The organism is Mesorhizobium sp. WSM4816, assembly GCF_055811535.1.
This window is the reverse complement of record NZ_JBVVQR010000061.1, coordinates 1-17170: the sequence shown is the minus strand read 5'-3', so window position 1 is coordinate 17170 and position 17170 is coordinate 1. Positions and strand designations below refer to the sequence as shown.

The window sequence follows — 17170 nt, the reverse complement described above, 5'->3', positions numbered from 1 at the left end:
CCCGCTACCTCAACATGGATCATCTGCGCGAGCACAAGAAGGAGAACCTGAGGGCATTGGCCGCCTGAGACGCGGCCCGCCATGTCCGCCGCTCCGCTAAACACGGGGGCTGCGCGGCGGACACGCCAACGTCACCGCTGTATGCCACCCATTTTGCAGAACTTTGACGCACACAACTCGTCCAGTTTCGTAGGCGCGTCCTAAGCCGGTCCTCCCAACCAAGGGCCGAACTCGCAAGCCAGCCTACACCCCCAACCAATGCCCGATCCTCAATTGCCTGGTTGGCCGCCCCAGGGCGGTTGCTCGATACATGAGGCGCCAGATCGTGACGGGCATCAAAGTACGCAACCACAAGGCTGTGCTCGGCCCTTCAAATGCGGATGGTCGTCGATCCGGGTGTCGGGCTCTCATCGCGAGGGGTTTCCGAGTCGATGCCGCCCCATGGTAGGCGGTGATGCGGCGCCGATGGGCAGAAGCGATAAGCCAGCCACACGCTGATCCAGGCCGCCGAATCGAAAAGATTTACGTCGTGCCCCCGCGTTCTGCGCGATGTCACGTTCCGCATCGGACTGGGTGAGATCCACGACCTCCTCGACGGCAACAGCAGGGAAAGCCGGCTGGGCCGCATCATCATCATCATCATCGGGCTTACCCCTCGCGGCGACGGCGGCATCAGCTTCGCTTACGAGCGGAGCAGATGCTAAGCCAAGCACGGCGGTGGTGGAACCTGCAACGCTTCCTGGATCTGTGGCCAAAAATCGATCGCGAATGCTGCTTCCGCGTCTAGCGAAAACAGCATCGCAGTACCCGGAGCTCGCACCCAACGCGCTGGGCTCATCAACCCGGGTCCAGGAGAAAAGATCAGCCATGGGCCGGGAGGCATTCGCTGCACGCGACCCAGTCGTCCGCGCTACTTTCGAGGGGCGCCGAAGTGCTGCTGCTCGATGCGCCGGTGCCATCTCACCGCGGGCAAGACTGCCAAGCTCTTCGCTGTCCTAAGCAACTGACGCATGAGTGATGCGTGTCTAAAACTCGACAGAGGCAGAAAACATGTCAGGTTCAAGACAACGCCGTGTTGGTGCCCGCACGTTTTTCCTAGCATAACCATGTACTTAATGCGGGCCAGGCGCGCTGGCACGGCCTTTGCTGGTTGAGATGCGGCAGTAGTGGATGAGGGCTGATCGCATGCGAATGCGCAAGTCGAGTGATGGTCTCCCTAACCGGTGTGTTGCTTTTTGAGAGAAGAACCAGCACGCGCATAAACGCCAGGAAGGTGTGGAATAGCTATGGAGAACAACATGGTGTTGCGTATTGAGTCGCCGGCTCCTCCGATCGAGGTGGACGACTGGCTGCGTGGCGAGCCCTTCGCCAATTTTCAGTCCGGCAAGGTGTACCTTGTTGAATTTTGGGCGACTTGGTGCGGACCCTGCGTGGCTGCCATGCCGCATTTGGTGGAGCTGAAAGAGAAATATAAAGACCGCGGGTTTGAGGTCGTCGGAGTCGCAGCTAGCGAACAGGCTCCAACCGCGGACGAGGCGCGGACCAAGTTGGACGCGTGGCTGACCGAGAGGTTCCCAAATCTCAATTATCGGATCGCGTTCGATTACACAGGCGAAATGAATAGACTGTGGATGGAAGCCAGTTCTTCTCTCGGGATTCCCACCTCGTTCGTAGTCGACCGCGACGGCCACATCGCTTTCATCGGACACCCGTCGCAACTCAATGACGTTTTACCGAAGGTTCTCAACGGCAGCTGGCGCAGAAGCGATGAAGCCAAAGCGGCCGATGTTGGCCGGATCGCTAGTAACCAACGCACAGCGCGCGAACTATCGGTGACCAAGCCGATATACGCCAAACTTCAGCCGGCGATGCAGGCCGAGGATTGGGCGGCAGCGCTCTCGGCCATGGAAGAAGGCCTCGCCTTGATGCCTGATTATATCGGGTTCCGGGAAACTCATGTGGATCTACTGCTTCACAAGCTGCGCGACATGCAGACCGGCTTGCCAGCCATGCGACAGCTAGTCGAAGACGCGATCGACAAAAAGTTCGAGGCCGTGTCTTGGATGGTCATGGCCCTGAACCAACTGTTCGATCCCGCGATGGACAACTCCCATCTACCCCGTGCTGAGCGCATCGCGATGGGCGACAGGCTCTCGAAAGAGATCCTGACACTGAATCCCCCGCAAGGCGACGGACCCCTTAAATTCCGTTGGTACGTCCCAGTCGCTCAATACTATTATGAGAGCGGCAACAAAGATCGCGCGATCGAGTTGATCGAGGTGGCACTGAAATCTCTGGGTGATCCAGTGACGATGCCGGACCACATCAAACAGTACTACCTTACCCCATTGCTCCAAGCCCTGGCCAACTACACGGGTGAGAAGGCCTGCTACGCGCAGCTTTGCGTGGTTCCGCAAAACAAGGCTCCTGAAAATCAAAGCGCAATCGCCTGATGAGCAAAGATCGCAAAGGGATCACATGTGGAATGGAACCCTGGTCAATTCGCCAGTTCTGCGGCGTGCCCGCTGTAAGTGTGTCCATGCAGGACAGGGTGGATCGATCGCTGCAGGTCAAGGCGCGGGCCTTAGTGACCTTCAACCGGATCGCCGCGGGCGCGCTACTCGACGCGAATTTGGCCCGTCGTCGAAGACGTCACAGTCCTGGACTTCCTCATGGTCGGCCAAAAGGACGGCATTTACATGGAAACGGCCCGGCCAAGCCGGATGTCGGCTGCGCAAGCGGACCAGACTTCCGCCTACCCGAAGCAGAAATCGGGTTTGGATGACGAGCACTGAAATTGGGGAAAACGAAATCTCTCACACAGCACTTGGCCCTGCTGTCAACGAGGACCAGGCGGCCCTAGCAACCCGTTCGCTGAATACCTTGTGCGGCTGGTTCGTGCTCACGAGTACTACAGGTCCTGCGAAGGCAAATGGGACCCCGAGCTGCTGGCCGACTTCATCATCACGAAAGAACTGGGCCGGAAGATCCGATCGTCGGCGATCCGGACGCGCTGTGGAGGCTCGACAGGTTTTGGATCGCAATGGGGCTTGCGATCGAGGAGCGGTCCGGGGTGCTGGCATCGCCAACAACAGAGATGAAGCCAATGGGCCACGGGCGCGTGCTTTTTACGGTCGCCAGTTGGTCGGTCTGTCGAGACGTCCACCGGTTCGGCTTCGGGACTTTCCGGAAACTCGCAGATGACTGGTCGACGATGCGACTGCTGCGTAAGCCGATGTGGCGCGGGCGTGAAGAAACCGATTTGGAGGGAGGATCATGTCAAACCTGGATGAGATGGTGAATAAAGTCCGAAAGCTGCAGCTGCGCGCGGCAATTGCTAAATCGAACTTGCGCGACCTTGCTGAGGGTCTCCCGGTCAAATGGACTGACATAGAGGAGGTCGCCGAGAAAACGCATGCCGTTTATGCCGAGTTGGATGGTGCCAAGAGAGAGCTCGCTACAATGAAGAAATTAGGATGACGAGCACATTCATCACCCGCGACGGCTCCACATGGGTGCCGGAATATCTGACCGCTATAGATGCCAAGATCTGTATCGGTTGCGGCCGCTGTTTCAAGGTCTGCTCGCGCGAGGTCATGAATCTTTACGGCGTCGATGACGCTGGTCAAATCCTCGGCGCCTGCGAGGGCGATGACGACGACTTCGATGGCGAGCTCAATCGCATGATCATGGTCGTCGACCATGCCGGCCGATGCATTGGTTGTGGAGCCTGTGGCCGCGTGTGCCCGAAGAACTGCCAGACCCATGTCGCGGCCGACCAGATCGGAGCATGAGCAGCATGATTTGACGAGACAAAACCGGGAGAACGGAGTTGCCAAACTTCATGATCTTTTGCCGGCTCTTAGGGCTGGTCCTTTGCGGCAACGCTATGATTGTTTACTTAGCTTCGCATTCGATCCCTCTAGCAGTCGTCGCGACGCTGGCCTGCTCGCTGCTGCTTCAGGTGGTTTATTTCGGCAGCGTGCTCTTTTTGACTTGGCGGTCCAGCTGTGCTGTCGAGCAGGTGAAAGGGCAGAGCATTTTCGGTAGGGCAGGGAAGTTGGATAGCAGCCAAGATCTTCATGAGGTGACCAATGAATGATGTGCCTCAGCTATTCGGATGGGCGGTGTTTATCGCCGCTCCGTTGTGGCGAATTGAGAAGTTCGAACTTGGATTCACGGCACGTCGGATCACCTGGGGATCGAACTGACCGTTCAAGAATTGGTGCGCTTGAAAGCGGGCAGAGGCGCATCCTTGACCGTCCAAGGCGGGAGGCGACCTTCGAGTTGCCTGGGCATATAGGCGACGTCGCAGCACGCCGGCATGCGGGTTTCTTCGTCTCGATCGAACGAGACGCTGGCAATGATGATGAGGCTCTTCTGCACCGCCTCAGATGCCGCTGGCTTGAACCAAACACGATTATCACTGAGGCCGGAGCTGAGTTTAGCACAATCAGCTTTTGCTGGAGAAAAACATGCTGGAAATGTTCGAACGCTATCCGCTCACCTTTGGACCGACGCCCATCGAGAAGCTCGACCGCCTCGGCAAGCATCTGGGAGGCAAGGTGGAAATCGACGCTCGACAGCGCAATGTGATCGGCATCGACGCCTCTGCCACTCCCCCAAGACAAAGGCGCAGGTGCTTAGCATTGCCCAACATACATCGGCGCTCATCGAGCTCGGGACGGAAATCGTCGAGGATGACGTCGTGTTGCTCGAGGACTACGCGGGCACCTGTTATGGCGTTCCGTCCGAGGCAACCAAGGAGGCCATTCGCCTGTGTGCGCGGTTTGAGGGGATGATTACGGATCCCGTTTACGAGGGCAAATCGATGCAAGGTTTGATTCACCTCATCCGGAAAGGCTTCTTTCCGGAGGGATCGAGGGTGCTGTTCGCCCATCTCGGCGGCCCCCCCGCGATCAATGGTTATGGCTGCATGTTCCGCGACGGCTGATACTAGACAGATGCGATGCGGTCTCTGGCCGATGCGCTCGAAGTTTGTGAAGCGACGGCTCAGCAAATCGGGGAGCCCGGCTGCTTAGGCTGCAAAGGCGTCGATGGCCGCGTTCCCTCAGTGGGCCTGGCAGGGGGTGTCGAGAAAGCCAAAGCACACCATCGTGGCGCTTCGCAGGATTTTAAGAAGGCAGGAGTCATGACCAGTGATTTTGCCGGAACTTCGCTCAGCAATCGCAGCCGGCAGGGTTTTGCAGATAACGACGGCCATAGGGATGCATCGTGGGATGTTCATATTGTCCGTAGGACAAGTTCGCTGACCGGCAAAGAAAAGTATCTCATGCGACGCATCTGAGCCTTGAAGATTTCAAGCGGTGTCTGGCGCGCGTACCAACTTCCGTCGACATTGGTTTTGCGGGGTACTCCGAGCCTTGGCTCAAACTGACTGCACCGAAATGGTGGAGCACGGTTTCGCCGGAGGCCACAGCATCAGAATTTTCACGACGCTGGTGGGCATGATCGGTCAGGATCTGCAACGCCTGCAAGCACAGCGCTTGGGCGTATTCGTGGTCCATGTTTCGATGAAGGCACCCACATGGACAGCCGCCTTGTCGGAGACAAGTATCGCGATCTGGTTCGTCAACTCGTCGAGGCGGAAATCCCTTCGATCCGATTCGTGGTTTTGGGCGAGGTTCATCCCGACGTAGTCGACGGTCATCCCTGCCGAGGCACTTGTTCGCGCACGACCGTGAGCAGCAGCGGCGGAAGCGTCGACCCCCACATGGTAGAACCAAGATGCACCTGCCGGCGAAGTCATCGTGTTTGGACGTCACGAAAGCATGATCCCGTATGCGCGGCAGTCAGCCTCAACCATTTCCGAGACGAGGTCATCGAAGGTGGTCTTCGGCTTCCAAGCCGAGTTCGTGGATGCCTTGGAGGCGCTGTTGTCTGCGACACGATCTGCGACTGGACGACTATGATCTGATTGCCGATTGGGGCGCGGCGCGTCTCGACTTCCTGCGCGGCTACTTGCCCTATTATCACGGCTTGCCGGGCGGGCGCTGGCTGACCATGTTGATGAACCGCATCGATCCCGGCCTGTTCTCGGCCACCTTCACCTCATGGTGCGCCAGACATGGCCCGACAAGCCGGACTTCGTCGCTAACGGCAAGACGTCACGGCGCAGCCACGATCGCGGTGCTGGCAAGGCCGCGCTGCATCTGGTCTCGGCCGTCGCCACCACCGCCCGTCTCGTGCTCGGACAGGAGGCCGTCGCTGACAAGCGCAACGAGACGACCGCGATCCCGGTGCTTGTCGAGCGCCTGGCCGCCAATGACGGCCTCAAGGGCACGCTCGTCTCGATCGACGCCATCGCCACTAATGTCGCCATTGCTACTACCATCAGGGATGTCGGCGCCGATTACCTGCTCGCCGTCAAGGCCAACCAGCCGACGCTCAGAGCCGAGATCGAGCGTTATTTCGACGACGCCCCAGCCGATTGCCTCGACAGCTTCGTCGATCTCGACAAGGGCCATGGCCGCATCGAGGAGCGCACCGTCACCGTCTCCCGCGAGACTGGCTGGCTCGAAGGCCAGCGCCGCTTTCCCGGTGAACTGCGCCTGCCAGACGCCACAACCATCGTACGCGTCAGCTCGCGCACTGGACTGAAGGACAAAAGCCGCTTCGACACGCGATACTTTATCGCCTCCGCCGAACGGGCCGCTGATGCCGTGCGCGGCCACTGGGAGAACGCTCTGCACTGGACCCTCGACGTCGTCTTCAACGACGACCAGTCGCGTCTCAGAAAAGGCCACGGCGCTCTCAACATGGCCATCGTGCGCCATTTCGCTCTCAACCTCGTCAGAGCGTCAGCGACAAGCACTCCATCAAACTCAGACGCAAAAAGGCAGGCTGGAGCACCGACTACCTCGCCGCAATCCTCGGCGACCTACGCCGTTAACCTGGATTCGGAGCCCTGACTCGTAGGCCACGCAGTTACAGTTTGTCTCAAGCTTAAACGCAATCCCGATGGCATAGCCCGAAGGAGAGCCTGTATCTCCGCGCGAGCGCTAGCTGACCATCGCCGACGTCGCTCTGGTCCCGTCAGTAAAACTGAATGTCCCATGATTTGCGCAATACGCTCTTAGTCCACTTATAAGAGCGCAAACTCACGGCAGACCCGCCAATTCGCAAGGCTATGTGCCCGCCGAGCCCGCCGAAGGCGTACGTTCAATCTTTGCGACACACCAACCTATTCGCCATCTGAATATATTAATTCGACAATCACACTTCTCGCCCCGTGGGGTGGATTGATAACTTCGACCAAGCGGATCGGGAGTGATGTTGAAGTTCACTCGGAAACAGGAGCAAAAACTCGATGAATATTTGGACGTTCACGGTTATCGAAAATGAGTGGATACGTCTAAAGGACCGAACGCGCCTTGCGGCACGAATCTGGATGCCCGATGGAGCCATCGAAGCACCGGTGCCGGCGGTTTTCGAATTCCACCCCTATCGGCGCAGAGAAGCGTTGCCGGACAATGATTCCAACTATCGTCCGTTGGCAGCGGCAGGCATCGCGGCCATTCGGGTTGATATCGGTGGCTCCGGCGAGTCCGATGGCGTAATGGACGGCGAGTATACGCCCCTCGAACTCGCCGATGCGGTCGAAGTGATCGCATGGATCGCCGCGCAGCCGTGGTGCAACGGCAACGTAGGTATGACGGGGCTCTCGTGGAGCGGTTTCAACGCTTTGCAGGTTGCTGCAATGAAACCACCTGCACTGAAAGCCGTTATTTCCATCGGTTCAACAGTCGACCGGTACAACGACGACTGCCATTATAAGAATGGCGTTCAACTTTCCCACCAACAGTTCTGGGCAGCGTCCATGACCTGCGTCATGGCTTTTGCGCCTGATCCGGATATCGTTGGTGATCGTTGGCGCGCCATGTGGCTCGAACGTCTTGAAAAACAGCCCTTTCTCATGCACGACTGGCTTTCCCACCAGCGGCGCGATGACTTCTGGAAACACGGTTCCATTTGCGAAAATTTCAATGACGTTGCAGTGCCCGTTCTTGTAGTTTCTGGATGGGCTGACTGTTATCGCAACACGCCTTTTAAAGTTGTAGAAGGGCTTCCGGGGAAGGCAAAAGCGATGGTCGGCCCTTGGATGCACGATTTCCCCCAATTGGCTTATCCAAGACCGAGGGTAGACTTTGTTACAGAGACTATCGACTGGTGGAATCATTGGCTTCGCGACGAACCGAACGGCGCGGACACGCTCCCTGAAGTGCGCGCCTTCATCCTCAATGGTGCGGGCCCGGCGCTTAAGTGCGGCCCGGCTCCGGGTTATTGGATTGCCAAGAAGACGTGGCATGCGCCGGAAATTATCGACTTCTCGCTAAACAATTGCCGCACGCTTGCGGCACTGTCTGATCAGAAAGCTAGTGGGCGGGTGCTCTTGCACTCGCCACTCGATACTGGGACCTCCGCCGGAGATAATTGTCCTGCTAGCGTCAATTCAGTATCCCATCTCCCGGGGGATCAGCGTTTAGATGACGGCGGCTCGCTGGTTTTTGAAACCGACGCTCTGCAAGAGGAAATGGTACTGCTGGGCCAGCCGAGATTGCAGCTGATCCTAGCGAGCGACAGTCCGCTGGGGAATATCGCTGTTCGCTTGATAGATGTATATCCGGACGGCGTAGAAGCGCGCGTAAGCTATGGCGTGCTTAATTTAGCGCATCGCAACAGCCATGCCGAACCCACTCTGATGATCCCGGGAGAGGACGAGCCGGTGACTGTATCTCTGGACGCCTGCGGCTACCGCTTTGCTCCCGGGCATAAGATCCGGATAGCTCTTTCGACATCCTATTGGCCGCTCATATTGCCGCCGCCTTTCGATGCCACTATTGACGTCGATTTGTCGTGCCTCCGCCTTTCGCTTCCACTGCTCGGCGATCACGAACGCATCGACATTCAAGAACCGGCGGAGGAAGATCCTGTTCCAACCTTCGAAACGATAGCGCCCGGCCAAGCTCGACGCTGGGTTGAGCGGGATCTAGGCGAGGGCCTCACGCACTATTGCACCGTCTCAAAGGGTGGCCTCAGACGTAGCCTCGTAGACAACCTGGTCTCTGGAATCGACCGTGAAGATAGATGGACAATCGCGGCAAACGACCCTTTGTCGATGACCGCCGAGTGCCGCCGAACAGGAACTCTCGCGCGGGAGGGATGGGAAACTAAAGTAGACAGTGTTTCTACCCTCTCTTGCACGAAGACTGAATGGCTCATCTCGCAGGAAATTGAGGCGTATCACAACGGTGAAAAGGTTTTTTCTCGCGAGCGTAGCGAACGCATTCCAAGGGATTTTATGTGAGTAACCGAGAGCCCGCTCGACTGGCTGCGCCCTCAGGTTTTGCTACCCGCCTGAGGTCGCGCAATGCCACCGGCGCTGAGGTGGCGGACACTTTCCGCCCCAATGGCCACGCTTATCGTCGTACCCATGACTGGTCTCAGCCGGGGAGTGACCCGTGATCGCGCTCATGGGCAGTTCTCCCGTGCCATGGCTTGTCAACCGCATCAAGGCTAGCGTCCGTCGCAGGACCTCGTCGCCGGACACCCTTGGAGAGTGATGCCGGCGTCACCTGCCTTTGACCAGGAGCGCTGCACCCTCATGCCTTCGTATGTGGACGGGATGCATGATGCAGGAGCCTGTCGTGCAGTGCAGCGGCAACCATACAATCATTCGAAGTTTTCATGATGCTTTCTTCCTTGATCGCCTGGTGCGTGCGGTCCGCGCCCGCAGCGTGTTGATCTGGTCGTCTGAGAGCTCGATTTGCCACGGCTGCCCCTTCGCGAGTTGGCGCCCCTCGAGCCAGCCGCGTGCGAGATCCGATCCTTGTCGAGCGAGGTTGGAATGAGAAGTCAAAGCCAACCAGCGTCTTGATCGTCGCAAGCCGCCCCATGTGTAGCGTGATCTTGATGCGGCTATTCTCTCGCAGGGTCAGCTCCTCGGAAAGCAGGATGTCGATCGCTTCCAATGCGGCGAGCTCGCGATGTTTCGGGTGAGAATATCATTGAGGGTAAGGCGGAACTCATGGACGGTTCTCCCGTTCGGAGGGCCGTTTCATCATCCGAATCTCAAATCCGCGAGCAGAGAAACTTTGCGAACCCCAACTTATTTGCCGTTTGAATACATTAATTCGATAATCTTTCCTCCCGCGTGTCGGGGGGATTGATAAGTTCAGTCAGCGAATTGGGAGTAAAGTTGAAGTTGGAGGCAAACCGCGGAATGCCACCTGAAGATATGTTCAGGAGACGACCGAGCGACATCTTTCGCTAGCCGCGCCGACAACTATCTCGCCGCTCTACCCCACTGTGCACAATGAGTGTCTCTGCGCTTAATTGGAAATCTGCAAATTTTACGAGGAAGATGGAACATGGCACTCAGCATTGAGGCTGTTATTGAAGAGGCGAGGACGTGGCGGCAACAGCTGCACCAAATACCCGAGTTGCTTTTCGAACTGCCCGAGACGGCGGCTTTCGTCGCCACGAAACTTCGTGAATTCGGTTGCGACGAGGTAGTGCCCGGGCTAGCCCAGTCAGGCGTCGTCGCAGTGATCAATGGTTCGAAAGGCCCCGGCAAATCCATTGGATTTCGATGTGATATGGACGCGCTCCAAATGTCAGAGCAAACCAACTTGCCCTATGCATCCAAGGTGCCGAACCGGATGCATGCCTGCGGCCACGACGGACATACAGCTATGCTACTCGCTACAGCTAAGTGCCTCGCGGCGAATCGTAACTTTACGGGAAAGGTTGTGCTAATTTTTCAGCCGGCTGAGGAGGGCGGTGGCGGTGCGAACGTCATGATTCAGGAAGGCCTCCTGGACCGCTTCGAAATCGAGGAGGTTTACGGAATGCACAACGAGCCTGGCGTTGACATAGGCTCATTTGCTATACGGAAAGGACCTTTCATGGCAGGATCTGACCGGTTCGTCGTGACGATTAAAGGCAAAGGTGGGCATGCGGCTTCCCCCCACCTCACACGCGATCCGGTGCTGGTGAGTGCTCACATGATCACGGCGGTGCAGTCGGTAGCCTCTCGGTTTAGCGACCCACTTGACCCGGTTGTCATATCAGTCACTTTCGTGAGCGGAGGCGATAACCAGGCTCTCAACGTCATTCCGGCGTCCGCTCAGATTGGCGGCACTGTCCGAACTCTGCGGGCTGAGACGCGAAAAGCCGTTGAACAGCGTTTCCGCGACATAGTCGCGATGACAGCAAGGCTCTTTGAGACGGACGCTGAGATCATCTGGATCGCAGGATACCCAGTTATGGTAAACGACGTTGAGAAGACCAACGTGGCAGTAGCAGCTGCCGCGAACGTCGTGGGAGAGGGGCGCGTCAATACCAACTTCGCGCCATCGATGGGGGCCGAAGACTTCGCCTACATGCTTGAGAAGCGCCCTGGAGCTATGATCCTACTCGGGAACGGCGAGAGCGCGTATCTCCACCACCCCGGATACGACTTCAACGACAAGGCCATCGTTCATGGCGTTAAGTATTGGTTGTCGCTCGTAAACCAGGTGCTTGAGGGGCTGTAGATCGCCCCCTGCAAATTTGCTCTGCGCCATTGACTAAACGCTCTCACAGACGGTGAACTGTAAGCGCGTAGCTGAAGCCGTTCAGGAGCTGTAGTTCCAGGGCATGAGCTGGTCGATTTGGGAGATTGGCCAGCGATCAGCGATACGCTCGAGGGTCTGGGTGAGCCAGGCGAGCGGATCGACACTGTTCATTTTGGCGGTTTGCAGAAGGGTCGCGACAGTCGCCCACGTGTTTCCGCCGCCATCGCTGCCTGCAAAAAGCGCATTCTTTCTGACGATTGTCTGGGGCCTGATTGCCCGCTCAACGATATTGGAGTCGATCTCGACGCGGCCGTCGGCCAGGAAGCGCTCGAGGACAGCCCGCCTGGACGCGGCGTAGCGGATCGCCTCGGCCAGCTTCGATTTTCCTGAGATCCGCGGCAGGTCCTTTTCCCAGAGCTTGAACAGATCCGCGACGATGGCGACGGAGCGGTCCTGACGGGCGGCCGCACGTGCGGCAGGAACCTGGCCACGAACCTCCTCTTCAATGGACCAGAGCTCGGCCATGGTCGTGACGCTCTGCGTCGCGATCTGAGAACTGCCGCTGATGTGCAATTCGTAAAATCGGCGGCGCAAGTGAGCCCAGCAGCCCGCGAGAGCGACGGCCTCGTTGGATCTCGCTTTTGCTTTGGCGAGTTGCGTGTAGGCCGAGTATCCATCGACCTGCAGGATGCCGGTGAAGCCCGCCATGTGGCGCGCAACGCAGTCGCCGCCCCGACCGTCCTCGAAGCGATAGGCGACCATGGGCGGGCTGGCGCTGCCGAATGGCCTATCGTCGCGCGCGTAGGCCCATGGCCAAGCTTTCCGAACCTTTCCGGTTCCCGGTGCCAATGTCGGCAAGGTGGTCTCGTCGGCAAAGACCCGCTCGCCCTGCTTGCTCCGTTCCAGAACGTAATCGGCCAGCGGCTGGAGCTCGAAGCCGACCTTGCCCATCCATTGCGCCATCAGCGAGCGGCTGAGTTCGACCTTGTCGCGCGCATAGATCGCCTCCTGGCGGTAAAGCGGCAAGCCGTCGGCGTATTTGGAGACGGCAATCTGGGCCAGGAGCCGCTCGGTGGGAATGCCGCTCTCGAAAATATGGGCAGGCGCAGGCGCCTGGAATACGCCGTCACGGTTTCTGTAGGCATATTTCGGGCGGCGGGTGACAATCACCCGGAACCTCGCCGGCGTGACGTCCAGACGTTCCGACACATCCTCGCCGATCAGCAACCGATCCAGACCTTCGTAGCCCTTGGGCACCTCCGGCTCGATGATCTGCTCCACCCGCTCAAGATGGGCGGCAAACCCCTTGCGCGGGCGCGGCGCGCGCTTCGCACGATCGGGGGCCACAGCTTCCAGATCGGCAACCGCCTCGCCGACGCCGCTCTCGATCTCCTCGAACACGAAGGCACATTGCTCATCCGTCAGCCCGGGGATGCCCAGTCGCTCAGAACGCCTGCCATAGCGCGATCGCTCCAGCATCTTCACGATCGCCGTCAGTGTGGCAATGCGTTCGTCGGCAGCCTTAATGCGCGCTTCAATCACCTCCACCCGCGTATCGGCAGCCTCGATCCGCTCGGCCGTGAGGCGCATGTTTCGTGCCGCCTGATCCTCCAGAAGGGCGGCCTTTTCGGCGAGCGCCACGACAATCGCCTTCAGCGCATCAACGTCGTCCGGAAGCTCTTCGGCAGCCATCGCCATCACTGGCATCACAGCATGTTCGCAGCCGTTTTCCCAACGCTTTCAAGGGCCTGATTCAACTTGCCACAGGCTCTTCAGCCTACCGATTGCGGCCGCCTCACCACCGCCGGCCGGACCTTCTTCCAGTCCAGCCCGTCAACCAGCGCCAAGAGCTGAGCGTGGTTCAGCTGAACACGCGAGGGCCCGATGCGTGGCCAGCAGAACTTCGTCGAGCGTCTTGGCAAATAGGCATACCCCGGACCCGTCCCACCAGACCGCCTTGATTCTGTCCGCTCTTTTCGAGCGGAACACGTAAAGCGCGCCGTTGAACGGATCGACTCCGCCGTCCCGCACCAGCGCCATCAAGCCGTTCGCACCCTTGCGGAAGTCGACCGGCGTCGCCGCCACGTAAACCTGAACGCCCGCCGGGATCATGCCGCCCGCACCGCCCGGATCACCGCGGCAAGCCGATCCGCCGCGACATCGCCACCGGCACGCACCACCACATCGCCAACGATAATCTCCACCATGTCGCTGGCTACCGCGTCGAACCGCGCGAATTTGACCGGCTTGATCCGCGCCTCCGCCAACGGCGCGACCATGCCCGATTCCAACGCCTTGCGACGCCACGCATAGACCTGTGAGGGATCAAGGCCGTGAGAACGCGCAATCGCCGAAACGTTCGCCCCCGGCGCAAACGTCTCCGTCACGATCCTGGTCTTCTCCTCCCGCGACCAGGTCCGAACGCGTCGGGCCGGACTGTGCGCAAGCCGGACCGGCTCGGCCGTGAGAACTTCGAAGTTCTTGCTATCAGACATGTGTGCGCTCACGAGAGCCTCCCAGGATAAATCATCCAGGAGACTCCCAGATCAGCGAACCAGCCGCTACGTGGGGTGACCTACGCGCTTACGGTGAACTGTCTGAGACGAGGCACAAACGGGCCGCCGCCATCGCTAAGCTTCTCAGCTTTGGCTGCCTGCAATTCTCCAAGCCTTGTACACCGGTTGCAGAGGGTATCGGTCTGTACAAGGCGGCGAACCTGTCGCGGAACCAGGTGAAGCCGTAGCCGTCGGGATGGGCGGCGCAGTATTCCTGCCACAGAAGCGTCAGCGTCACTCCTTCGCGCTTCAGCTGGTTCGCTCAGATCCTGCGGCGGACGGCCCATTCGGTGAAACAGACGCGGCTCTAGCGCCGCATCGTAGCCCGGCGCCAACGGCCAGCTCGACAGCCCCGCCTCCCGCGCCCGCAGCAAATAGGTCGAAACCGAGGTCTTGCCGATCTTCAGCCGCCCGGCCACCTCGCGCACGACAGACCCTGTTCATAGGTCAGGCTTTTGGACATCAGGACAGCGATGGTCCGTGCAACCCTTTTCGGACTGGCCGGCATTTCCACCATCGCACCGCTTCCGCTCGTCGCGAGAGATCAGCTGGCGAGCGGGCCAATTGTCTACGGCATCTTATATGCAGGTTTTGGAACGGGTGCCTTCATGTATTCCTGCGGTGACGGCCGCCTTGTGATGTGAAGCCGAACATTGGAGTCCTAGTGGTAGCACTAGGAGTAGTCCTATGACGAAGCAGCATGTTGAGGTGATCACGTCGGTCGAGCGTCGCCATGTCGCGACGCTGATGAAGCGCATGGGGATTCTGCGATCTATCGGCGCCCGAACACGAGCAAGCCAGCTGCGAGCCACAAGATCTACCCGTATCTGTTGCGCGGGATGAAGATCGCACGGCCGAACCATGTCTGGGCGATGGACATCAGCTACATCCCGATGCGGCGCAGCTTCGTCTATCTGGCAGCCGTCGTCGACGTGTTCAGCCGGTGGGTGCTGGCCCATCGGGTCTCAATCACGATGGAGGCGGCGTTTTGCGTCGAAGCGCTCGAGGAGGCCTTGCCAGACATGGCCGACCCGAGATCTTCAACACGGACCAGGGCAGCCAGTTCACCAGCCTCGAGTTCACAGGCAACTCGCTATCTCTCGTTCGGATGTTGTATGCACTATTGTTTTTTCATTCTTCGAAGAGTTCGGATTGACGTGCGTCAAAGTGTGTTCCACAGGATTGATCTCGGTACCACCAAGCGGTTTAAGACCCGCCTTTGAGGACGACAGCCGGCTAACCCTTTACGTTTCCCTCGATCAGTCGGCAGCCACTGGGATATGGCGGGCAATTCCATTCAGCTATGCGACGCAAACGACGCTTACTGGATGGTGACCCAGGAGATTGCGCAGGGTCTGAAGCAATCTGACAGCTCGATAACATACTTCGGCGCGCCAAGGCAGACACGGATTGCGCGAGGGTCACCCTCACCCACGGCGGAACCGGGAAAAATGCGCGCCGACTTTGCCACCCTTGTGGAGTACAACGACCGAGAGATCCGGATTGACCTGCTTCAGCCGGATTGCCGCGGACAGACCGGCCGGCCCGCCGCCGACGATCATGACGTCGAATTCCATGGTTCGCGTTTCATCGACCACCGCTCCTAATCGACCAAACTCATCCGAACCTGCCGGAAGCGCGTCGACAATCGGTTCACAACTCTGCGGCGAGCCTGGCCATCATCTGCACCAACTGACCGCCGAAGTTGCCGGAATCGGCGTGCTTGTCTTCGAGCACGCCGAAGTAGACGATGACTGTGCCGGTGTCGGGGTTCGCAAGCATGCACTGGCCGCCCCAGCCGCCGTGCGCGACATAAACGCCATCAGTGTACGTTTGGCGGCTATAGCGCTTCCACGCGTTCGCCCCACCTACGGGAGGGCCTGGATTGCGGCGCGTTTCTTCTATGAAGGCGGCATCGCCCACGCGGCGTCCGTCGATTCCCTCGCCCTTGCGTGCGAAGAGCAGGCCGTAGCGCGCGAGATCACGGGCCGAGACGCAGGCGCCGCCATTGAGTAGCGGCACGCCCTCCCGGTGGCAAGTGATGTGGAAGCATCCCTCGATGCCCGCTGCCTCAATGGTCTCAATCAACCACTCGCGCAGCGCTCGGCCGCTCGCCCGCTCAATGACCCAGCCGATGATTTCGCTGTTGGTGGATTTGTAGAGCGCCTTGCCAGTGCGGTTCATAACGTCGTCGCTAGTGATCCCACAGAGGAAGGAACTAATTGTACCCTCCTTCTGCCCCTCCGGCGGCAAGCGCCAGCCTACGGCACCCTCCATGCCCCACCACATCGTGTTGGGGTCTCTGAGATCCTCTGTGAAGTTGTTGGCGACATTCATATCGGCTGTTGCCTTAACGGTCGCCTCGGCGTAGCCCGTCCCAATTTCCGGCAAATAGGTGCCAACCCGCTCGTCGAGGTCTACCAAGCCGTCGGCGACCGCGCGCCCGAGCATGAGGTTCAGCACCGTTTTAGTGGTTGACTGGATGCTGTGCGTCCTATTGGGACCAAAGTCCGGCGCGTAGGCCTCGTATAGGGATGTAATTGCTCTGCACTACGACGAAAGCGGAGAAATGCGGCATGGCGAGGAAGCGTGCGACCTCGGGCCGTTCGCCGATTGTCCAGTCGATCTGCTTTACCAGCGGCAGGACGAAGGGTGCGCGGACGGAGAGGCTGTAGCGGGCAATCTTGTGTAGGTTGTGCCAGCCGTAGCGGCGGTGGTCGGGCAGCTCCCAACACGGCTTGTTGTCGGCACCTATCGCGAGGTCCGGGTTGGGGGTCGAAGCGAGCGTCATTCGGTGGGCCTTTTAGGTTGCGTTAGCATTTATCAAGCGTTGGCGAGTGTGCGATTGTTTTATTTGTTGTCAGGGAAAAAACGATCGCATCATTTTCGGGGACTGTCAGGAATTCTGTGCGCGAGGCCGATTTCGTCATTGGCTGACGAACCTCTCGCCGAAGACGACGGCGAACTGGGTCTTGGCCTCGAACCACTCGCGCGGCGGTCGTTTCCATTCCTCGGCTGCATGGTTCAGCACCAGAT

At 59.0% G+C, this 17170-nt stretch carries 13 protein-coding genes and 7 pseudogenes; 12 read left to right on the top strand and 8 right to left on the bottom strand.

What is annotated here, in order from left to right; translation table 11 throughout:
- Positions 1-1298: 1298 nt before the first annotated feature.
- From AC0L3H_RS31910 to AC0L3H_RS31870, 9 genes and pseudogenes are all read left to right on the top strand, one after another.
- Complete coding sequence (locus tag AC0L3H_RS31910; protein ID WP_473588121.1) at positions 1299-2453, top strand: TlpA disulfide reductase family protein; 1155 nt, start codon at positions 1299-1301, stop codon at positions 2451-2453.
- 479 nt (positions 2454-2932) lie between these two features.
- Positions 2933-3301 (top strand): DUF269 domain-containing protein, encoded by a 369-nt coding sequence (locus AC0L3H_RS31905; protein WP_473588119.1) that lies wholly within the window; start codon positions 2933-2935, stop codon positions 3299-3301.
- On the top strand, positions 3277-3480 hold the full coding sequence (locus AC0L3H_RS31900; RefSeq protein ID WP_473588118.1) for a CCE_0567 family metalloprotein: 204 nt from the start codon (positions 3277-3279) through the stop codon (positions 3478-3480). Before AC0L3H_RS31905 ends, AC0L3H_RS31900 begins: the two co-directional genes overlap by 25 nt.
- Positions 3477-3794: a ferredoxin III, nif-specific gene (fdxB, locus tag AC0L3H_RS31895; RefSeq protein ID WP_473588117.1), complete on the top strand. Its 318-nt coding sequence runs from the start codon at positions 3477-3479 to the stop codon at positions 3792-3794. Before AC0L3H_RS31900 ends, fdxB begins: the two co-directional genes overlap by 4 nt.
- Positions 3795-3832: 38 nt before the next feature.
- Positions 3833-4102 (top strand): exopolysaccharide production repressor protein, encoded by a 270-nt coding sequence (locus AC0L3H_RS31890; RefSeq protein WP_473588116.1) that lies wholly within the window; start codon positions 3833-3835, stop codon positions 4100-4102.
- A 472-nt stretch (positions 4103-4574) separates the two neighbouring features.
- A pseudogene (locus AC0L3H_RS31885) lies at positions 4575-4954 on the top strand (pyridoxal-phosphate dependent enzyme); the annotation flags it as partial.
- A gap of 15 nt (positions 4955-4969) precedes the next feature.
- Entirely contained in the window at positions 4970-5308 is a 339-nt protein-coding gene (locus AC0L3H_RS31880) for a hypothetical protein (protein ID WP_473588115.1), read from the top strand.
- 591 nt (positions 5309-5899) lie between these two features.
- Positions 5900-6913: pseudogene (locus tag AC0L3H_RS31875) on the top strand (ISAs1 family transposase); the annotation flags it as partial.
- 417 nt (positions 6914-7330) lie between these two features.
- The gene (locus AC0L3H_RS31870; protein WP_473588114.1) at positions 7331-9328 is read left to right on the top strand and encodes a CocE/NonD family hydrolase; all 1998 of its coding nucleotides are present in this window, start codon (positions 7331-7333) and stop codon (positions 9326-9328) included.
- 512 nt (positions 9329-9840) lie between these two features.
- Here AC0L3H_RS31870 and AC0L3H_RS31865 read toward each other — a convergent pair.
- A pseudogene (locus AC0L3H_RS31865) lies at positions 9841-10013 on the bottom strand (ATP-binding protein); the annotation flags it as partial.
- A gap of 378 nt (positions 10014-10391) precedes the next feature.
- Here AC0L3H_RS31865 and AC0L3H_RS31860 point away from each other — a divergent pair.
- Complete coding sequence (locus AC0L3H_RS31860) at positions 10392-11558, top strand: M20 aminoacylase family protein (protein WP_473588113.1); 1167 nt, start codon at positions 10392-10394, stop codon at positions 11556-11558.
- 81 nt (positions 11559-11639) lie between these two features.
- On the opposite strand, the gene tnpC is transcribed toward AC0L3H_RS31860, so the two are convergent.
- From tnpC to AC0L3H_RS31840, 4 genes and pseudogenes are all read right to left on the bottom strand, one after another.
- Positions 11640-13277: an IS66 family transposase gene (gene tnpC / locus AC0L3H_RS31855; protein WP_473588112.1), complete on the bottom strand. Its 1638-nt coding sequence runs from the start codon at positions 13275-13277 to the stop codon at positions 11640-11642.
- Between the two features lie 135 nt (positions 13278-13412).
- A complete protein-coding gene (gene tnpB, locus AC0L3H_RS31850) occupies positions 13413-13691 on the bottom strand; it encodes an IS66 family insertion sequence element accessory protein TnpB (protein WP_473588111.1) in 279 nt (92 codons plus the stop codon).
- Entirely contained in the window at positions 13688-14074 is a 387-nt protein-coding gene (locus AC0L3H_RS31845) for a transposase (RefSeq protein WP_135909841.1), read from the bottom strand. Before AC0L3H_RS31845 ends, tnpB begins: the two co-directional genes overlap by 4 nt.
- Positions 14075-14285: 211 nt before the next feature.
- Positions 14286-14642: pseudogene (locus AC0L3H_RS31840) on the bottom strand (IS21 family transposase); the annotation flags it as partial.
- Between AC0L3H_RS31840 and AC0L3H_RS31835 the strand changes: the two are divergent.
- Positions 14593-14739: pseudogene (locus AC0L3H_RS31835) on the top strand (MFS transporter); the annotation flags it as partial. The pseudogenes AC0L3H_RS31840 and AC0L3H_RS31835 sit on opposite strands and share 50 nt — an antisense overlap.
- Before the next feature lie 115 nt (positions 14740-14854).
- Positions 14855-15218: pseudogene (locus tag AC0L3H_RS31830) on the top strand (DDE-type integrase/transposase/recombinase); the annotation flags it as partial.
- Between the two features lie 367 nt (positions 15219-15585).
- Here AC0L3H_RS31830 and AC0L3H_RS31825 read toward each other — a convergent pair.
- The 3 genes and pseudogenes from AC0L3H_RS31825 to AC0L3H_RS31815 all read right to left on the bottom strand — a co-directional run.
- Positions 15586-15711 (bottom strand): annotated as a pseudogene (locus AC0L3H_RS31825) (FAD-dependent oxidoreductase); the annotation flags it as partial.
- Between the two features lie 76 nt (positions 15712-15787).
- Entirely contained in the window at positions 15788-16618 is an 831-nt protein-coding gene (locus AC0L3H_RS31820; protein ID WP_473588120.1) for a serine hydrolase, read from the bottom strand.
- A 10-nt stretch (positions 16619-16628) separates the two neighbouring features.
- The gene (locus AC0L3H_RS31815) at positions 16629-16925 is read right to left on the bottom strand and encodes a hypothetical protein (protein ID WP_473588110.1); all 297 of its coding nucleotides are present in this window, start codon (positions 16923-16925) and stop codon (positions 16629-16631) included.
- Positions 16926-17170 lie beyond the last annotated feature (245 nt).